Origin of the sequence: Pseudogulbenkiania sp. MAI-1 (assembly GCF_000527175.1) — a bacterium.
In the GTDB taxonomy this organism is placed as follows: domain Bacteria; phylum Pseudomonadota; class Gammaproteobacteria; order Burkholderiales; family Chromobacteriaceae; genus Pseudogulbenkiania.
This window is the reverse complement of the sequence record NZ_AZUR01000001.1, coordinates 2,963,300-2,979,305: the sequence shown is the minus strand read 5'-3', so window position 1 is coordinate 2,979,305 and position 16,006 is coordinate 2,963,300. Positions and strand designations below refer to the sequence as shown.

At 63.2% G+C, this 16,006-nt stretch carries 17 protein-coding genes and 1 pseudogene; 9 read left to right on the top strand and 9 right to left on the bottom strand.

Annotated features, from left to right (window positions below; genetic code table 11):
• The gene (locus tag PSEMAI1_RS0113910) at positions 1-336 is read left to right on the top strand and encodes a copper-binding protein (protein WP_024303470.1); all 336 of its coding nucleotides are present in this window, start codon (positions 1-3) and stop codon (positions 334-336) included.
• A 70-nt stretch (positions 337-406) separates the two neighbouring features.
• Here PSEMAI1_RS0113910 and PSEMAI1_RS0113905 read toward each other — a convergent pair whose 3' ends face one another.
• From PSEMAI1_RS0113905 to PSEMAI1_RS0113885, 5 genes are all read right to left on the bottom strand, one after another.
• Positions 407-841, bottom strand: a complete 435-nt coding sequence (locus tag PSEMAI1_RS0113905; RefSeq protein ID WP_024303469.1) for a protein-disulfide reductase DsbD N-terminal domain-containing protein — start codon at positions 839-841, stop codon at positions 407-409.
• Positions 842-940: 99 nt separating this feature from the next.
• Positions 941-1,843 carry a F510_1955 family glycosylhydrolase gene (locus PSEMAI1_RS0113900; protein WP_024303468.1) on the bottom strand — a complete coding sequence of 301 codons (903 nt, stop codon included), beginning with the start codon at positions 1,841-1,843 and terminating at the stop codon, positions 941-943.
• A 259-nt stretch (positions 1,844-2,102) separates the two neighbouring features.
• Positions 2,103-2,459: a hypothetical protein gene (locus PSEMAI1_RS0113895; protein WP_024303467.1), complete on the bottom strand. Its 357-nt coding sequence runs from the start codon at positions 2,457-2,459 to the stop codon at positions 2,103-2,105.
• Positions 2,460-2,520: 61 nt separating this feature from the next.
• Complete coding sequence (locus PSEMAI1_RS0113890; RefSeq protein ID WP_024303466.1) at positions 2,521-3,864, bottom strand: heavy metal sensor histidine kinase; 1,344 nt, start codon at positions 3,862-3,864, stop codon at positions 2,521-2,523.
• A 4-nt stretch (positions 3,865-3,868) separates the two neighbouring features.
• Positions 3,869-4,546 carry a heavy metal response regulator transcription factor gene (locus PSEMAI1_RS0113885; RefSeq protein WP_024303465.1) on the bottom strand — a complete coding sequence of 226 codons (678 nt, stop codon included), beginning with the start codon at positions 4,544-4,546 and terminating at the stop codon, positions 3,869-3,871.
• 78 nt (positions 4,547-4,624) lie between these two features.
• Here PSEMAI1_RS0113885 and PSEMAI1_RS21405 point away from each other — a divergent pair.
• Positions 4,625-4,795, top strand: a pseudogene (locus PSEMAI1_RS21405) (transposase); the annotation flags it as partial.
• Between the two features lie 112 nt (positions 4,796-4,907).
• On the opposite strand, the gene PSEMAI1_RS0113880 reads toward PSEMAI1_RS21405, so the two are convergent.
• The 4 genes from PSEMAI1_RS0113880 to PSEMAI1_RS20650 form a co-directional block, all read right to left on the bottom strand.
• Positions 4,908-5,237, bottom strand: a complete 330-nt coding sequence (locus PSEMAI1_RS0113880) for a copper-binding protein (RefSeq protein ID WP_024303464.1) — start codon at positions 5,235-5,237, stop codon at positions 4,908-4,910.
• A gap of 85 nt (positions 5,238-5,322) precedes the next feature.
• Positions 5,323-5,808: a plastocyanin/azurin family copper-binding protein gene (locus tag PSEMAI1_RS0113875; protein ID WP_024303463.1), complete on the bottom strand. Its 486-nt coding sequence runs from the start codon at positions 5,806-5,808 to the stop codon at positions 5,323-5,325.
• Positions 5,809-5,849: 41 nt separating this feature from the next.
• Entirely contained in the window at positions 5,850-7,289 is a 1,440-nt protein-coding gene (locus PSEMAI1_RS0113870; protein ID WP_232219917.1) for a multicopper oxidase family protein, read from the bottom strand.
• On the bottom strand, positions 7,264-8,358 hold the full coding sequence (locus PSEMAI1_RS20650; RefSeq protein WP_024303461.1) for a TolC family protein: 1,095 nt from the start codon (positions 8,356-8,358) through the stop codon (positions 7,264-7,266). The genes PSEMAI1_RS0113870 and PSEMAI1_RS20650 overlap by 26 nt, the downstream gene beginning before the upstream one ends.
• Before the next feature lie 105 nt (positions 8,359-8,463).
• Between PSEMAI1_RS20650 and PSEMAI1_RS22045 the strand changes: the two genes are divergently transcribed.
• From PSEMAI1_RS22045 to PSEMAI1_RS0113830, 7 genes are all read left to right on the top strand, one after another.
• Positions 8,464-8,769 carry a hypothetical protein gene (locus tag PSEMAI1_RS22045; protein WP_024303460.1) on the top strand — a complete coding sequence of 102 codons (306 nt, stop codon included), beginning with the start codon at positions 8,464-8,466 and terminating at the stop codon, positions 8,767-8,769.
• A 269-nt stretch (positions 8,770-9,038) separates the two neighbouring features.
• Positions 9,039-9,290: a hypothetical protein gene (locus PSEMAI1_RS0113855; RefSeq protein ID WP_024303459.1), complete on the top strand. Its 252-nt coding sequence runs from the start codon at positions 9,039-9,041 to the stop codon at positions 9,288-9,290.
• A gap of 126 nt (positions 9,291-9,416) precedes the next feature.
• Positions 9,417-9,779: a hypothetical protein gene (locus PSEMAI1_RS0113850; RefSeq protein WP_024303458.1), complete on the top strand. Its 363-nt coding sequence runs from the start codon at positions 9,417-9,419 to the stop codon at positions 9,777-9,779.
• 101 nt (positions 9,780-9,880) lie between these two features.
• Positions 9,881-11,086 carry a TolC family protein gene (locus PSEMAI1_RS0113845; RefSeq protein WP_084612701.1) on the top strand — a complete coding sequence of 402 codons (1,206 nt, stop codon included), beginning with the start codon at positions 9,881-9,883 and terminating at the stop codon, positions 11,084-11,086.
• Complete coding sequence (locus PSEMAI1_RS20645; protein WP_024303456.1) at positions 11,083-11,610, top strand: hypothetical protein; 528 nt, start codon at positions 11,083-11,085, stop codon at positions 11,608-11,610. Before PSEMAI1_RS0113845 ends, PSEMAI1_RS20645 begins: the two co-directional genes overlap by 4 nt.
• A 26-nt stretch (positions 11,611-11,636) precedes the next feature.
• The gene (locus tag PSEMAI1_RS0113835; RefSeq protein WP_024303455.1) at positions 11,637-12,731 is read left to right on the top strand and encodes an efflux RND transporter periplasmic adaptor subunit; all 1,095 of its coding nucleotides are present in this window, start codon (positions 11,637-11,639) and stop codon (positions 12,729-12,731) included.
• A gap of 161 nt (positions 12,732-12,892) precedes the next feature.
• On the top strand, positions 12,893-15,994 hold the full coding sequence (locus tag PSEMAI1_RS0113830) for an efflux RND transporter permease subunit (protein ID WP_024303454.1): 3,102 nt from the start codon (positions 12,893-12,895) through the stop codon (positions 15,992-15,994).
• The last annotated feature ends 12 nt before the right edge of the window (positions 15,995-16,006 follow it).

Below are 16,006 nucleotides of genomic sequence, written 5' to 3'. Positions count from 1 at the left end.
ATGACCCAGTTGCTTTCGATTCTGTTTGCCGCCGCGTTCGGCCTCACCGCCATGCTCCCGGCCCAAGCCACCGACATGGGGATGACGAGCACGGCGAAACCGGCCGGTCAGATGGCCCGCGCCGAGGGCGTCATCAAGGCCCTCGATGCCAAGGCGGGCACCGTGACGCTGGCGCATGGGGCGGTGCAGGAACTGAAATGGCCCGCGATGACCATGGCGTTCAAGCTGGCAAAGCCGGAACTGGCCAAGGGGCTTGCCGTCGGGAAGAAAGTGACGTTCGAGTTTCAGTCACAGGGGATGTCGGCCGTGATCACCGCTATCAAGGTCATCGGCTAACGTCGGGCGGCAGGGACGGGCGCGGGCGCCCGTCCCTTTTACCCGGTCCGGGACCCTTCCTCCACCCCGGTTACTCCCGCAAGGTGGTCACGGTACCGTCAGGCGAAATCCTGAATCTATGAGTATACGGCACATAGCACACTCCCAGCCTGGTACAGCCTTGTGAGGTGGCTTTGAGGGTCATTGGACGAGTCAAGGGCGCGGACAGCGGCAACTGGATTTCCAGCATGTTGGCGAAGACCATTACCGTGCCAAAGGTCGGGTCCTGCTTGGGGAAGCCATCGGGTAGCTTGACCTTGCCGAGGCTGGCGTTCTCTGCCGAGAATCTGAAGCGGTCCCGATACAGGTAGTAGCCTGGGGCGATGCGGTACTCGAGCAGGATCGTACGGCTATCCGGCATTCCCGCTTGCAGACGGAATGCCTTGTCTGGCGGCAGCAGTTGCTCGACCCCGATGGCGTGGGCAACACCGGACATCAGCCACAGCCCTAACAGCACCCTGCGCATGTCACTCTCCTATCCAAAGAAAGTTGCTCTTGCTGGCCTAAAGGGGGCATTCCCCCGTTTGCCACAAGCCCCATGGCTTTTAGCGAACGCCGGTGGCGCTTATTCCAGCGTCCGGCCTTCCCTGGCGATCTGCTTCCAGGACTTGCCTTCGTCGGCGGACAGGTAAACATTGCGCTTGAAGGTGGCGATGGCCCATTCCCGCTGTTTGGCCGGGTTCTGCGCGATATAGGACACCGCGTCCTGGCCCGCCACCGGCAGGCGGATCGACTCGGTCTTGCCCGTCGACAAATCCAGTCTGGCAAGCTGAGGCTCTTGGCGATAGCTGCCAAACCACACACTCTTGCCGTCCAGGCTGAAGGTGCTGCTCAACACCTGGGCGCCTTGGCTCACCGGCTGGAAGCGAGCGCCTCCGTCACGGGACAGATACAAGCCGTTGTCGGTGGCCGCCGCCACCATCCTGCCGTTGGACGGATGCACGGCCAGGGCGGAGGGGCTCTGGGGGAGCCCCTGGGCCGCGGCGCGTTGCCAGTTCTTGCCGTCGTCGGCGGTGTAATACAGCCCCGCCGTGCTCATGCGGGAGTTGGGCTGCCCGTTGAGCACGTAGATCGTCGACGTGTCATAGCTCGTGGCCAGCACATGGAAGTCGGACTCGCCTTCCAGCCCGAGCTTCTGCCAGGAACGGCCGCCGTCGCTGCTCTTGAGCAGGCCGAAGGGGTTCACCAGCTGGGAGCCGGGCGCCGGGTGCCCGCTGCTGTAAATGGCTCGGCGCGTCACCGAGAAACCCATGTAGTCGTGTGCCGGACCAAAGGCCCGGGACCAGTGGCCGCCGTTGTAAATGGCCAGCCCCTGGTGGCTGGGGATGGTGAGCTGCTTGCCGTCCGGGCTGTAGGCGAGGCCGTGCACGTGCATCAGCTCGACAGCGGCGGCGTTCGCCACGGGAACGGCAAGAGCCGAGAATAGTAGCGCTGCCAAGGCGGCGCGCAGTGTCCGTTTTGCAATCATTTTTTGTTCCATATGGTTTGTGTTTGAGTGGGACGTCACCACCGTCATCGGACTCCAGAGCGAATTGTCGGCGGACGGGTTCGGGATGGCCGCCACCGTTGCCGGTGGACGTGTGCTGACTCACTGACTGTGGTGCCTGCCCGAGGCGATGTTGGCCGTCGCCCCCGGCGCAGGGGCGGCGAGCGCACCTGGCTCGCACCACTATTCGTCAGCACGCGAGGGCGCATCGCCGACAAACAGCAAGGGTAGGGAAATGGCGTTAGACGAGGCTGGGGGGACGCAACAAGGTCCGCGAGAAGTCCTGCAGGGCAAACTGGATGGATTCGGCAGGATAGACGACATTCAGCTCCTGCATCGGGACAACGGCTTGATTCGCGGGCAGGGCCGTCAGCGACAAGGGGCAGAACGAACCCGCCTTGCACATTTCCCCCGTGCTCTGGGAGTGCTCGCCTGCTGCCATCTGGCAGTCCGCAGAAACACCGGCGTTCGCCACCACGACCGACACGGCGGATTGGGGACCGTTGCACGTCGCTTCCGACGACACGGCCGCCCCGGCTTGCAGGGTGAAGGCAAGCGAGAACAGCAGCGTCAGAAAGAAGCGGGCAACGGTTTTCATGATGACGTCAGTTTAGCATGGTTTGATTGGCCGGGCAGTCTGGCCGACTTGAGACTGCGCCTTAGATCCCCCACCGGGCAATCATATTCAGCCGTCCATCGCGCATTTCGGCCCGTAACTCGCCGCCATGAAGTCGAGCTATCGCTCTGGCAATCGGTAGGCCAAGGCCATGACTTTTGCCCTTTTCGCCACGACTATAGAAGCGGTCGAACAGGATGTTCAGATCGTCTGGGAGTTGGCCCAAGGGGCGGTTGTCGATGATGATACCGGGCAATGACGGCTCCATCGTCAACCGCACAGACTCGCCGGGGGGGCTGTAGCGAATGGCGTTGCTGACCAGGTTGTTAAGCAGGCGTCGTAGTGCTGACCGATCGGCTCGTACGCGCAATTGGCCGACGACTTCGAGCCGGACTGCCCTTTCTTCGGCAAATATCTCGAAGAAATCGCAGACACGTTGCGCCTCGGCTTCGAGATCGAGAGGCTCTCGCGAGAGTAGCGTTTCACCGTGTTCCGCTTTGGCCAGAAACAGCAGGTCGTTGACTGTCCGCTTCAATCGATCGAGTTCCTCCGCATTGTCGGCCAGCACTTGGCGGTATTCCTCCGCCGATCGTTCCCGGGAGAGAGCCACATGGGTTTGACCAAGCAGGATACCCAGCGGCGTTCGCATCTCATGAGCAAGGTCGCTGGCATAGGCCGAAAGCTGAGCAAAGGCCCGGTCGAGGCGTTCGAGGACGTCGTTGAAACTTTCCACCAGCCCCTGCAACTCTGCGGGCACCTTGCCGGTGTCGAGTCGTTGACTCAAGGTGTTATGATGAATGGCTTGCGCCGAGGCGGTCAGCGCCACCAGTGGTGTCAGGCTACGGCGCACCAAGAGCCAACCGAGGGCGGCGGCAACCACCGTGGCCAGTAACCCGGCTAGTAAGATCTGATTTCGGTACCACAGCAGCAGGGCTTGTTGGGTATGGGTATTGCGCCACGTTTCCAACTGTACTTGCTCTCCGTTGGCGAGCCGCCCTGCTGCAGCCAGCCCCTGCCAGGGTTGACCATCCACTCCGATGCCGCCAAGTGTTTCGATAGCAGGTGACACACCTCGCCAAGCGATATTCGGCAGGGGGGACTGACTACCGATGATGATGCTCCCCGATGCACTGCGGACCCGTAGTGCCAAGTTGCCATGGCCGATCAGGAAGTGGGTCAGCAATCCAGGCTCTTCGCGCAAGGTCGTGGTATTCGGTACGAAAGTGAGTGTCTTTTGAAAAAGGGCTATCTTGCCTGCCAGTTCCTCCCGATCTCGCAGCGACATTTCCAGCTTGAGTGCGTGGTAGAGATAGATCCCGCTGCCGGCAACCAGCAAGACGGTCAGCAATGCAAAGCCGAGTGCTACCCGCCAAGTCAGTGAATGCATACGCCTAGTTCGCACGGTTCGGCTCCAGTACATAACCGACCCCTCGCAGGGTATGGATCAACTTGGTTTCGAATGGGTCGTCAATCTTGGCGCGTAGTCGTCGTATGGCAACCTCGACCACGTTGGTGTCGGTATCGAAATGCATGTCCCAGATTTGTTCGGCGATCAGCGTGCGGGACAGTACCTCCCCTTGTCGGCGCATGAATAGCGCCAGCAACGCCATCTCTTTCGCCGTGAGCTGAATCCGCACGCCGGCACGCCAAGCCTTGTGCCGGGCAAGGTCAAGTTCCAGGTCGGCCACCTTGAGGATGTCCGGCTCGGTCACGGGTCTCCGTCTCAACAGCGTTCTGACCCGGGCCAGCAACTCCGAGAAAGCGAACGGCTTGATCAGGTAATCGTCGGCACCGGTCTCCAGTCCACGCACCCGATCCTCGACCCGGTCACGCGCGGTCAGAAACAGTACCGGTACCGATTTGCTTTTGCGCAGGTTTTCTAGTACTTGCCAGCCGGTTCTACCCGGTAGCATCACATCGAGGATCACGAGGTCGTAGTCGTGCTCGAGGGCCAGGTACTCGCCCTCGATGCCATCATGTGCGACATCTACCTTGAAGCCCGCCTCGGTCAAGCCTTGCTTGAGATAGGCGGCTGCCCGTTCTTCGTCCTCGACAATCAGAATCCACATACCACTTCTCCCGTTTTTCTGACGTTATACCGTGGAATCCCTACGAGACGGCAAGATGACAAAAATGTCATCTTGCCGTCAGCCTACGCGCTCCGTAAGCAGACGGTGGAGCCGGTGTTCGGCATCATCAAGTCGGTACTTTGCTTCCGTCAGTTCCTGCGACGTGGCTTGCACAAGGTAACGTGTGAATGGTCGCTGGTATGCCTGGCGTGGAATCTGAAATGGATGGCCACATTGCGTCCGCAGTAGCGAAACAGGAGGGGAAATCGCAAGCAAAAGCTGCCATTTCCCCGGAAATTGACCAGATTACGGCTACGTTATGCTGGTCGGGTGGTTAAGTCCGACAGGCTGCTGGATGAAATCAATTTGCGAGCTGGATCTCCGTCACCACCATTTTTCCGTTTTCCTGGGTGACCATGAAGCGGATCTTGTCCCCGACTTTCACCTTCTCCAGCATGGCCGGGTCTTTGGCGATGAAAATCATCGTCATGCCCGGCATGTCCATATGAGCGATCGGACCATGCTTGATGGTGATCTTGTTGGCGGACAGATCGATTTTGCGCACCTCGCCGTCAGTCAACATCGACGCCTGGGTACTGGCGGCTGCTGGCGTTTGCATGGCATGCGCCAGAGGACTCAGCGCGGTCATGCCGACAACGGCGGCAAGCAAGAGCTTACGAACAAATCTCATGTCTTTCTCCTTGCATAAGAAGCAATAGCCTGGTCAGAGAGCTTGGATATTGACCAGATAACCAGAACCTGGGTACCGACAGGCATCAGCCCTTGGCGACCTTGACTTGCCCCTTCATGCCGGCTTCGAAGTGGCCGGGGTGCAGGCAGGCGAAGTTGACGGTGCCGGCCTTGGTGAAGTGCCAGATCACCTCGCCTTGCTTACCGGGAGCCAGGGAAATCTTGCTCGGTTCATCGTGCTCCATGTCCGGAAACTTCTTCATGACTTCGTAGTGCTCTTTTAGCTCTTTTTCCGTCCCCAGGCTGAATTCATGCTTCACTTGACCATTGTTTTTCAGTACGAACCGAATCGTTTCTCCTCGTTTTACCTTGATGAGGTCCTGGGAGAACCGCATGTTGTCAGTCATGTCGATCTTGATCGTGCGAGTGACTTTCGCGGCCTGCCCGGGCTGGCCGATGGCGCTTACTTCACCGCCGTGACCGCCGGCGTGCGTGCCGGAGGCCATGGCCGAAGCAGCCGCCAAGGCGGCCATCAAGGAAAGGGCAATCATTTTCGGGTGGGTGGGTTTCATGAATACCTCTCGAGATTGACGATGTCGGCGATGCCGCCGGGTTAATGCTGGTTGGTATGCGAGGCCGGCTTTTTGGCCTTGACCACCGTATTGCTGTTCGGCTTGGGCTCTGTTTGAGCCGCTTGACCTCCACGAACCGGCTCCGACAGCGCGCCTTTGTACTCGTACGCCACCGTGCCTTCGGGGTGCTTGTACCAGCCCGGATCCTTGTAATCGCCCGGTTTCTGGTCCTTGCGAACTTTCAGCACGCTGAACATGCCGCCCATTTCCAAGGGGCCGAAGGGGCCTTGGCCGGTCATCATCGGCGCGGTGTTGTCGGGGATGGGCATTTCCATCTCGCCCATATCCGCCATGCCGCGCTCGCCCATCATCATGTAGTCGGGCACGACTTTCTGAATCTTCTGGACCAGGCCACGGTGGTCGATGCCGATCATGGTCGGCACGTCGTGCCCCATCGCATTCATGGTGTGATGGCTCTTGTGGCAATGGATGGCCCAATCGCCTTCCTCATCCGCGATGAACTCCAACTGGCGCATCTGCCCGACCGCGATGTCCGTCGTCACCTCGTACCAGCGGGTGGATTTGGGCGTAGGGCCGCCATCCGTCCCGGTGATCAGGAATTCATGCCCATGCAAATGAATCGGGTGGTTGGTCATGGTCAGGTTGCCGATGCGAATGCGCACCTTGTCGTTCAGCCTGACGTTCAACGAGTCGATGCCGGGGAAGATGCGGCTGTTCCACGCCCAGATATTGAAATCGGTCATGGTATTGACCTTGGGCGTCTTGCTGCCGGGCTCCACGTCGAAGGCATTGAGCAGGAAGCAGAAATCCCGATCCACCTCGTCGATCAGCGGGTGCTTGCCCTTGGGATGGGTGACCCAGAAGCCATGCATACCCATGGCCATCTGCACCATTTCATCGGCGTGGGGGTGATACATGAACGTGCCCGGCCGCCGCGCCACGAACTCATAGACGAAGGTCTTGCCTGGCTTGATGCTGCGCTGGGTCAGGCCGGAAACGCCATCCATCCCGCTTGGCAGACGCTGGCCATGCCAGTGAATACTGGTGTGCTCCGGTAGTTTGTTCGTGACGAAGATGCGCACCCGGTCGCCTTCTACCACTTCGATGGTCGGCCCGGGGCTTTGGCCGTTGTAGCCCCATAGTTGCGCGGTAAAGCCGGGCGCCATTTCACGCTCCACCGGCTCGGCGACCAGGTGAAACTCCTTGACGCCATTGTTCATGCGCCACGGCAAGGTCCAGCCATTGAGGGTGACAACCGGATTGTAAGGACGGCCGGTGTCGGGAATCAGCGGGGGAGCCGTTTCGACAGAAGTCTGAATCACCGGCTCGGGCAGTGCCGCCAAGGCGGACCGGGCGACCGTGGCGCTGACGACGGCGGTAGCGGCGCCGCTGAAGAATTGACGACGAGACATATCCATATTCGTTCTTTCCCTTTTAATGTCCGCCTGGGGCAGCCGCATCGGCGCTGCCGCCGCTCAATGAAACAAAGCTGTCCGGAGCCCCGCCTTGCAGCACGAACTGCAGATCGGCCTCCGCCAGCCAGAAATCGCGGAGCGCCTGAATCGCACTGTCGACAGCCAGGGAACGGGCTTTCGTTTCGGCCAGCAACTCCCAGACGTTCATCAACATGCCGTTGTAGCGGAGGACCGATTCGTCGTAGATGAATTGCCGCAGTTTCAGCACGTCGTCCCGATAGCTGCGTGCCTGCTGATAGGCGGCTCGATACACGTCGTAAGCCAGTTGGGCGTTGGCTCGGGTTTCAATCTGTTCTTTACGAGGCAATCGCGGCACGACGAAATCCAGCCGGGCTTGCAAGGCTTCGGGCGTCATCATGTCAGACGGCAGGTCGGGAAGCCGCTCGGGCAGGGCGATGGCCTGCGGCTTGTTGCGGGTCCACAGATTCAATACTTTCAGCAACGCCACCCGAGACTGATTCGCCTCGTTCTGAACCCGCCGCCATTGCTGCTGCGCTTCGATCAAGGCGGATTGCTCCTGGGCCTGCTGCAAGCGGCTCCAGTTGCCCACTTTGGCCATGCGCTTCGCCAGTTCTGCCGCCGCCTCGGTCGCTTCCAGCGCATCTTGCTGATGCTGCAAACCCTGTTTTGCCGCCACGGCGACAAGCCAGGCTTGGCGTGCGTCTCGGGCCACGTCCAGCACCTCATCCGAATCTTCGATGCGCAAAGAAACGGCCGGATCCAGCTCGATCCAGCGCCCGGAGGCGATCAACTGAACGTTTCCGGAACCGAACTGGCGCAGCGGAGATGCCAGGTCGGGGTGAGCAAGCCATGCCTGACGTACCACCGCCTCGGCAGAAAGCAACGGCAACCCCTTGGCCTCCGGTTCCTTGCTGTTTTTGGGTGTGTTGGCCTGCTCCCACTTCAGGATATCCGCATGACCACGCGGAAACTGGCTTACCTGCTCATTCGCTTCCCGCCACTTGATGGAGCTCTCTTCGACCGGGGACGCCATAACCAGCGCTGACATGCCGAGCAGAGAGACAAAGCTTGCGAGACAAATCTTGTTGTTCATGTACTTGGGACTCCAGGGGACAAGAGGACATTCACGAGTAAGTCCCTCAATCGACATGCCCTAGGCATGCCGAACTCGATCTGTTGTCCGCCACCGGCTCCAGCCATGCAGCCGCTACTCCAGACCTTGGTCAAGATTATGTGCTTTCGATCTGAACACGAGGCTGACAAACAGATTACAAATTTGTCATCTGAACTCTCGCCACGCGCGGAAGTGGCAAAGTGCATCCAAGATGATGCATGGCAAGGGAAATACACCGTGAAAAATACCGATCTTGGAAGACGAGGCCAAGACTGGGAGGACTTGCGACAGGGGCTGAGCGATGCAGGATTCATCGTTGACTTGTTGCATGACAGTCTGGACGGCTGCCTCGCGGTGTTGGAAGCCGGCCTACAGGAACCGCGCCCATAAACGCCCCCAACAAGGAGAATTCCATGCGTTTGCACACTTTTCTACTTCGCTACGTTGACCTTTTCGATCTCCTATAGAGATGCACTTGTTCATGCAGGTAGCCGTGGCATGCCAAATGGATCGTCGAATCTGACATAAATGTAATCTTACGGTCAGCTTGGCGTGGGGGTGGGGTATCTATGATTGGCTTATCAAGCTTGAGACGACGGCACATAGGAATGCTGCCTGATTGGAAAAGCCTTACCTCGATACCCTGTTGGAGATAAATCATGAAAAAACTCATCCTGACCGCGCTGTCCCTGTCCATCCTGACGTCGGCTGCCTATGCCGCCGGCCCCAATAGTGGCCGTGAAGCGGGTTATCGCCCTGTTGCACCGGCCGCTCAAGCCGAAGCCCTGGGACAGGAAAGCCTGCTCAAGGCTCAGGCCGTGGCACCGCAGAAGGCGACGCGAGAGGAACTCGATGAGTACGCGGGTCGTGCCATCAAAGCCAACCCCGAGAACTACCGAACCAAGAAGTAAGACAGCAGCCCCTGCTGAAACGTCGAGCGGTCGCAAGGCCGCTTTTTTTGTATTCGACCAAGGTATAGTGTTCTTATTCCTCAGTGCCCTTTTGCTACGGCCACCAAGCCCGCTACAATACGTCCCATGAAATTGCTGCGCTGCCTCCTTCTCCTGCTACTGGCCTTCGCCCTGCCGTTCAATGCGGCCATGGCGGGCTTGGCGCAGCTGGAAGAAGCGCGTGGCCACGCCCCAGTTGTGGCCGAACAGGTGAGCATCCATGAACACCGCAGCATTTTCGGCACTGCCGAGCAGCACACCCACGAGGTCAACGATGTACTGAAGCTGGATGGCTGCAAGCCGTGCAGCTTCGTCAAGGATGTGCCGTCACTCCCTTTCCGTCACCCCCCCGCCGTGCCGTCATCTGCCGTCTGGAGCTGTGGCGACGAACATTTCCCGAATGACCATGCCCCGGCCCCGCCCGAGCATCCGCCCAAAACGCGCGCCTGATCCGGCGCGCTGACGCAGTCCCGTTTTTCACTTTCCTGCCCTCATCGCGCCGGTCCGCGTCTCTGTGACGCATCGCCATTGTCCATTTCGATGAGGTCATCATGCCTTACCCCTCTCCGTTTTACCGGGGGGCGTTGGGTGTGGCCGCGCTCTGGCTGGGCTTGTCCGCCCCGCTGTCCGCCGCCACGCTCAAGGACGCCCTCGATCATGCCTGGGCAGCTTATCAGCCGACCCAATCCGCACGCGCTGCGCAATTCGACGCGCAAGACGCCGCCGCCCGTGCCTGGCTGCCGGATCCGCCCACACTGACGCTAACCGGTGGCAGCGACCAGATCGACCGCAACACCGGCGCGCGCGAGTGGGAGGCCGAAGTCGGCGTGCCGCTGTGGCTGTGGGGCCAGCGCGACCGTGCCGCAGCCGTGGCCCAAGGCGAGCGCGACGCCAGCATGCAAGGCTTGGCGCAGCAGCGCTGGCAGCTGGCGGGCGAACTGCGCGAAGCGTGGTGGGAGGTCCGTCTCGCCCAGACCGAGCTGGACGCCGCCGAACTCAAGCTCAAGGAGGCCAGCCGGCTTGAGGCCGACGTCGCACGCCGGGTCAAGGCGGGCGATCTGGCGCCGCTCGACCTGAACCTGGCACGCGGTGCGGTGAGCCAGGCCAAGAGCGAGCGGCTGCGCGCCCAGGCGGCACTGACCCGCGCCCAAGCCCAGTTCGCCGCCTTGTCACGCGGCGCGCCCGTGCCGGACCAGGACGAAATCCCGGCCGGGGACATCGCCCCGGAGCGGCACCCGCAACTGCAGGAGCTGGCCGCCAAGGCCTCGGCGGCGCAAGCCAAGCTACACCAAGCGGCGGGCGACACCCGCAACAATCCGGAGCTGACGTTCACCGTGACGCGCGCGCGCGGCAGCAGCGACGAGGCCTATCAGAACACCGCCAGCATCGGGATCATGATTCCGTTCGCGTCCTCCGCGCGCAATCAGCCGCGCATCACCGCCGCCAACACCGAACTGATCGAGGCTCAGCTCGCACGCGATACCGCCCAGCGCAAGCTGATCGCCGACGTGGCGGCGAGCCGGGCCGAGCTCGAGCAGAGCCGGGAAAATGTCGTGCTGCAGCAGGAACGCTTGCAACTGGCGGAGCAGAGCTTCGCCTGGGTGGACAAGGCGTTCAAGGCCGGTCAACTCGACCTGCCCGCGCTGATCCGCGCCGAGACCGAGCTTGCCGATGCCCGCCTCCAGGCGACCCGCGCCCGCGCCGAGGCGGCGCGCGCCGTTTCCCGTTACAACCAGGCCGTGGGAGCCCTGCCATGACCCGCCACACCCTGCTGTTCACCCTGTTGTTCACCCCGGCCTTGGCCTTCGCCCACGGCGGCGAAGATCACGGCGACGGCGCCAAGCCGGCACTGTCGGCCAACGTGGCGCCGCGGGCCGAGGCTCACACCGAGCTGTTCGAACTGGTCGTCACGCCGACGGGCGACCAGCTCACCGTCTATCTCGACCGCTACGCCAGCAACGAGCCGGTGAGCGGCGCCACGGTGGAAATCGAAAGCGGCAGTTGGAAAGCCGTCGCGCAAGCGGCCGGGGACGGCAGCTATCGCGCCAAGGCGCCGCAGTTCGCCAAGCCGGGGCAGTACCCCCTGGTCTTCACCGTCCAGGCCGGCCCGGACGCCGACCTGATCGAGACCACGCTGGTGGTGGCCGAGCCGGCCAAGCCGGCCGCAGAAGTCCGCGCCAAGGGGGTGGGGACGATGTGGTGGTGGGTCGGCGGCGCCCTGGCCGCCCTGGGCGGCGTGTCGCTGCTGCTCAAGCGCCGTACCCCACGCCGCTCCGCCTGACCGCCGGGACAAAGGAAAAACAGAACATGAAAACGCACAAACTCCTCGCTTGCCTGCTGGCGCTCTGGCTCGGCCAGGCACTCGCCCACGGCGGCGAAGATCACGGCGTGGCCAATCCGGCCGCCGCCATCGCCTCCAACCAACCGCAACGGCTGCCGGATGGCAGCGTGTTCGTGCCCAAGGACGTGCAGCGACGGCTGGCCATCCGCACCGTGGTCGGCGAGGAAAAAGCCGTGCCGCGCACCGTCGAGCTCAACGGCCACGTGGTGATGGACCCGAACGCCGGCGGGCGCGTGCAGGCGATCCAGTCCGGCCGCATCGAGGGCGGACCGAAGGGGCTGCCGGTCGCCGGCATGAAGGTCGTCAAGGGTCAGGTGCTGGGTTACGTGGTGCCGGCGGTGACGAGCGTCGAACGCGCCAGCCAGAGCGCGGAACTGGCCGATCTCCGAGCCAAGGCCCGGCTTGCCGAGAAACAGCTGGCCCGCCTGCGGGAGCTGTCCGGCACGGTGGCCAAGAAGGAAATCGAAGCGCAGGAAGCCGAGCTGGCCGGCCTGCGCCAGCGTGCGGCGGCGCTCGGCGCGGCCACCGGCCGCGAGGCGCTGCGCGCGCCGGTGAGCGGCGTGATCGCCCAGGCCAGCGTGGTGAGCGGCCAGGTGGTCGAGGCGCGCGACGTGCTGTTCGAGATCGTCGACCCGGCGCGGCTGATGATCGAGGCCCAGGCCTACGATGCCGGGCTCGTCGCCGCGCTGACCGGTGCCAGCCTCGCCGGCACCCAGACGCCGCTGGCCTTCGTCGGCGGCGCCAGCGCCTTGCGCGATGGCGCGCTGCCGGTGCTGTTCCGACTGCAGCAGGCCGGCGCGACTCCGCTGGCGCTCGGCCAGGCGGTCAAGGTGATCGCGCAGACCCGCGACACGGTCCAGGGCGTGCCGCTGCCGGCGGCGAGCGTGGTCCGGAATGCCGCCAACGAGAGCATCGTCTGGGTGCACGAGCGGGCGGAAGTGTTCCGCGGCATGCCGGTGCGGGTGACGCCGCTCGACGGCGCCAACGTGGTGGCGACGGGGCTGAAGCCGGGCGTACGGGTGGTGAGCCAAGGGGCCACGCTGATCAACCAGATCCGCTAAACGGAGCCGCTGCCACCGGCTGCGCCATCCGGTCTCCGCGTTGGGCGGCGCTTGGAATCCTCATGGACTGCGTGTCCATTCCGGTTCCTGCGCTCCGTCCGCCTTGATCCCGGCTGGCTCGCAACGTTCGTAGCGGCTCCTTGGGAAAGGAAAAGAATCAAATGTTTAGCTGGATCGTCAATACCAGCCTCAGGAACCGGCTGTTCGTGCTCGCCTTCGCCGCCATCCTGATGGTGTACGGCGGGCTTACCGCCGCGAACATGCCGGTGGACGTGTTCCCCGACCTGAACAAGCCGACCGTCACCATCATGACCGAAGCCGGCGGCATGGCGCCGGAAGAAGTCGAGCAACTGGTGTCGTTTCCGCTGGAAACCGCGATGAACGGCATGCCGGGCGTGACCCGGGTGCGCTCGGTATCCGGCATCGGGCTCTCCATCCTCTACGCCGAGTTCGAGTGGGGCTCGGACATCTACCGCAACCGCCAGCTGGTGGCCGAGCGGCTGGCCGAGGTCAAGGAGCAATTGCCGGAAGGCGTCAGCCCCAATATGGGCCCGATCTCGTCGGTGATGGGCGAGATCATGTTGATCGCGCTGCCGGCCGACCCGGCCAAGGTCAGCCCGATGCAGGTGCGCGAGTACGCCGACTTCGTGCTGCGGCCGCGGCTGTTGTCGATTCCGGGCGTGGCCCAGGTGATCCCGATCGGCGGCGAGGTGCGCCAGTTCCGCGTCGAGCCGGATACCGCGCGGATGGGCCAGCTCGGCGTCAGCTTCGACGAGCTCGACGCCGCGCTGAAGGCGTTCTCGAGCAATACCAGCGGCGGCTTCCTGGAGCAGAACGCGCGCGAATACCTGATCCGCAACCTGGGGCGCACCACGCGCCTGGAGGACCTGCAGAATCTCGCGGTCAAGCTCGCCGATGGCCGGCCCATCCTGTTGAAGCAACTGGCCGAGGTGAAGTTTGCAGCCTCGTTCAAGCGCGGCGACGCCGGCTACGGCGCCAAGCCGGCGGTGATCGTCAGCGTGCAGAAGCAGCCCAACGCCGATTCGGTCAAATTGACCGAACACGTCGAGGAGGCGCTCGCTAGCCTGTCGAAGACTCTGCCGCCCGGCGTTTCCAAGCCTGAAATCTCGTTCCGCCAGGCCGACTTCATCGAGGCGTCGATCGACAACGTCCAGGAAGCGCTGCGCGACGGCGCGATCATGGTGGCGATCATCCTGTTCCTGTTCCTGATGAACGTCCGCACCACCCTGATCTCGCTGACCGCGATCCCGCTGTCGCTGGCGATCACCGCGCTGGTGTTCAAGGGCATGGGGCTGTCGATCAACGTGATGACGCTGGGGGGCCTGGCGATCGCCATCGGCGAGCTGGTGGACGACGCGCTGGTCGACGTCGAGAACGTGCTGCGCCGACTGAAGGAGAACAAGCCCAAGGGCGTGGCCGGCATCGTCAAGGTGATCGCGGCGGCGTGCAACGAGGTGCGCTCCGGCGTGGTGGTCGCCACCATGGTGGTGGTGCTGGTGTTCGTGCCGCTGTTCGCGCTGCCCGGCATCGAGGGCCGGTTGTTCGCGCCGCTCGGCGTCGCCTACATCACCTCGATCCTGTCGAGCCTGGTGGTGGCGCTGACCGTGACCCCGGTGATGTGCTACTTCCTGCTGCCGCGCATGAAGCAGATCGAGCACGGCGACTCGCGCCTGGTGCTATGGCTCAAGCATTGGGACAAGCGCCTGCTGGAAGCCTCGTTCGGCCGTGCCAAGCTCATCCTGGCCGCCGCCGTGGTGCTGCTGGCGGCGACGGTCGCCACCGTGCCGCTGTTCCCGCGCGCCTTCCTGCCAGCCTTCAACGAGGGCACGCTGACGGTGTCGCTGCTGCTCAACCCGGGCACCTCGCTGGCCGAGGCGAACCGCGTCGGCGCCCTGGCGGAAGCCTTGATCCAGCAAGTGCCGGAGGTGAAGAGCGTCGGCCGCCGCACCGGCCGCGCCGAACTTGACGAACACGCCGAGGGGGTGCATTCGAGCGAGCTGGACGTCGATCTCAGGCCCTCCGAGCGCGGGCGCGAGGCGGTGATGGCCGACATCCGCGCCAGGCTGGCGCCGCTGCCGGCGGTGGCCACCGTCGGTCAGCCCATCTCGCACCGGCTCGACCACCTGCTGTCCGGCGTGCGCGCCCAGATCGCGCTGAAGATCTACGGCGACGACCTCGACACGCTGCGCGGCCAGGCCGCCAGCCTGCGCGAGCGGCTCGCGCAGATTCCCGGGCTGACCGATCTGCAGATCGAGAAGCAGGTGCTGATCCCGCAGATCAAGGTCCGGCTCGACTACGACCAGGCCGCACAGTACGGCGTGTCGCCGGGCGCCTTGCTGAAGACGCTGGAGACACTGACCGAGGGCGACACCGTGGCGCAGATCGTCGACGGCAACAAGCGCTTCAACCTGGTGGTGCGCCTGCCGGATAGCGCGCGCGATACGCCGGGGCTGGCCGGCATCCTGATCGACACCCCGCACGGGCGCATCCCGCTGTCGCAGGTGGCAACCATCGAGGAGGCGGACGGTCCCAACCAGATCGGCCGCGAGAACGGCCGGCGGCGCATCGTGATCGCCGCCAACACCGACGGCTCGGACATGGCGCGCATCATCGCCGACATCCGCCAGGTGCTGGCCGACAGCCATCTGCCGGAGGGTTACTTCGTCAGCCTGGAGGGACAGTTCCAGGCGCAGGAACAGGCCACCCGGCTGATCGCCGGGCTGTCGTTGGTGTCGCTGGCGCTGATCTTCATGGTGCTGTACAGCCGCTACAAGTCGGTCACGCTCAGCGCGATGATCATGGGCAACATCCCGATGGCGCTGATCGGCAGCGTGATCGCGATGTGGCTGGCCGACATCACGCTGTCGGTGGCGTCGCTGGTCGGCTTCATCACGCTGACCGGTATCGCCACGCGCAACGGCATCCTCAAGATCAGCCACTACATCAACCTGTGCAAGTTCGAGGGCGAGACCTTCGGCCAGCGCCTGATCGTGCGCGGCTCGCTGGAACGGCTCACGCCGGTGCTGATGACCGCGCTGACCGCCGCGCTGGCGCTGGTGCCGCTGCTGTTCGCCGCCGACGCGCCGGGCAAGGAAATCCTGCACCCGGTGGCGGTGGTGATCTTCGGCGGGCTGGTCAGCTCGACCCTGCTCGACACGCTGCTGACCCCGCTGATGTTCTGGCTGTTCGGCGAGAAACCGCTGCGCCAGCTGCTGCAAGAGCACAGCAGCGAAGCATACTGATTCTTACCCGCC

Bases quoted from the DNA above. Each gene is read 5' to 3' on its own strand.
- PSEMAI1_RS0113885 (WP_024303465.1), bottom strand. From the start codon at position 4,546: ATGTGGATTCTGATTGTCGAGGACGAAGAACGGGCAGCCGCCTATCTC.
- PSEMAI1_RS0113900 (WP_024303468.1), bottom strand. From the start codon at position 1,843: ATGATTGCAAAACGGACACTGCGCGCCGCCTTGGCAGCGCTACTATTC.
- PSEMAI1_RS0113910 (WP_024303470.1), top strand. From the start codon at position 1: ATGACCCAGTTGCTTTCGATTCTGTTTGCCGCCGCGTTCGGCCTCACC.
- PSEMAI1_RS0113835 (WP_024303455.1), top strand. From the start codon at position 11,637: ATGAAAACGCACAAACTCCTCGCTTGCCTGCTGGCGCTCTGGCTCGGC.
- PSEMAI1_RS0113895 (WP_024303467.1), bottom strand. From the start codon at position 2,459: ATGAAAACCGTTGCCCGCTTCTTTCTGACGCTGCTGTTCTCGCTTGCC.
- PSEMAI1_RS22045 (WP_024303460.1), top strand. From the start codon at position 8,464: ATGCAGCCGCTACTCCAGACCTTGGTCAAGATTATGTGCTTTCGATCT.
- PSEMAI1_RS20645 (WP_024303456.1), top strand. From the start codon at position 11,083: ATGACCCGCCACACCCTGCTGTTCACCCTGTTGTTCACCCCGGCCTTG.
- PSEMAI1_RS0113870 (WP_232219917.1), bottom strand. From the start codon at position 7,289: ATGCGGCTGCCCCAGGCGGACATTAAAAGGGAAAGAACGAATATGGAT.
- PSEMAI1_RS0113850 (WP_024303458.1), top strand. From the start codon at position 9,417: ATGAAATTGCTGCGCTGCCTCCTTCTCCTGCTACTGGCCTTCGCCCTG.
- PSEMAI1_RS0113875 (WP_024303463.1), bottom strand. From the start codon at position 5,808: ATGAAACCCACCCACCCGAAAATGATTGCCCTTTCCTTGATGGCCGCC.
- PSEMAI1_RS20650 (WP_024303461.1), bottom strand. From the start codon at position 8,358: ATGAACAACAAGATTTGTCTCGCAAGCTTTGTCTCTCTGCTCGGCATG.
- PSEMAI1_RS0113830 (WP_024303454.1), top strand. From the start codon at position 12,893: ATGTTTAGCTGGATCGTCAATACCAGCCTCAGGAACCGGCTGTTCGTG.
- PSEMAI1_RS0113890 (WP_024303466.1), bottom strand. From the start codon at position 3,864: ATGCATTCACTGACTTGGCGGGTAGCACTCGGCTTTGCATTGCTGACC.
- PSEMAI1_RS0113905 (WP_024303469.1), bottom strand. From the start codon at position 841: ATGCGCAGGGTGCTGTTAGGGCTGTGGCTGATGTCCGGTGTTGCCCAC.
- PSEMAI1_RS0113880 (WP_024303464.1), bottom strand. From the start codon at position 5,237: ATGAGATTTGTTCGTAAGCTCTTGCTTGCCGCCGTTGTCGGCATGACC.
- PSEMAI1_RS0113855 (WP_024303459.1), top strand. From the start codon at position 9,039: ATGAAAAAACTCATCCTGACCGCGCTGTCCCTGTCCATCCTGACGTCG.
- PSEMAI1_RS0113845 (WP_084612701.1), top strand. From the start codon at position 9,881: ATGCCTTACCCCTCTCCGTTTTACCGGGGGGCGTTGGGTGTGGCCGCG.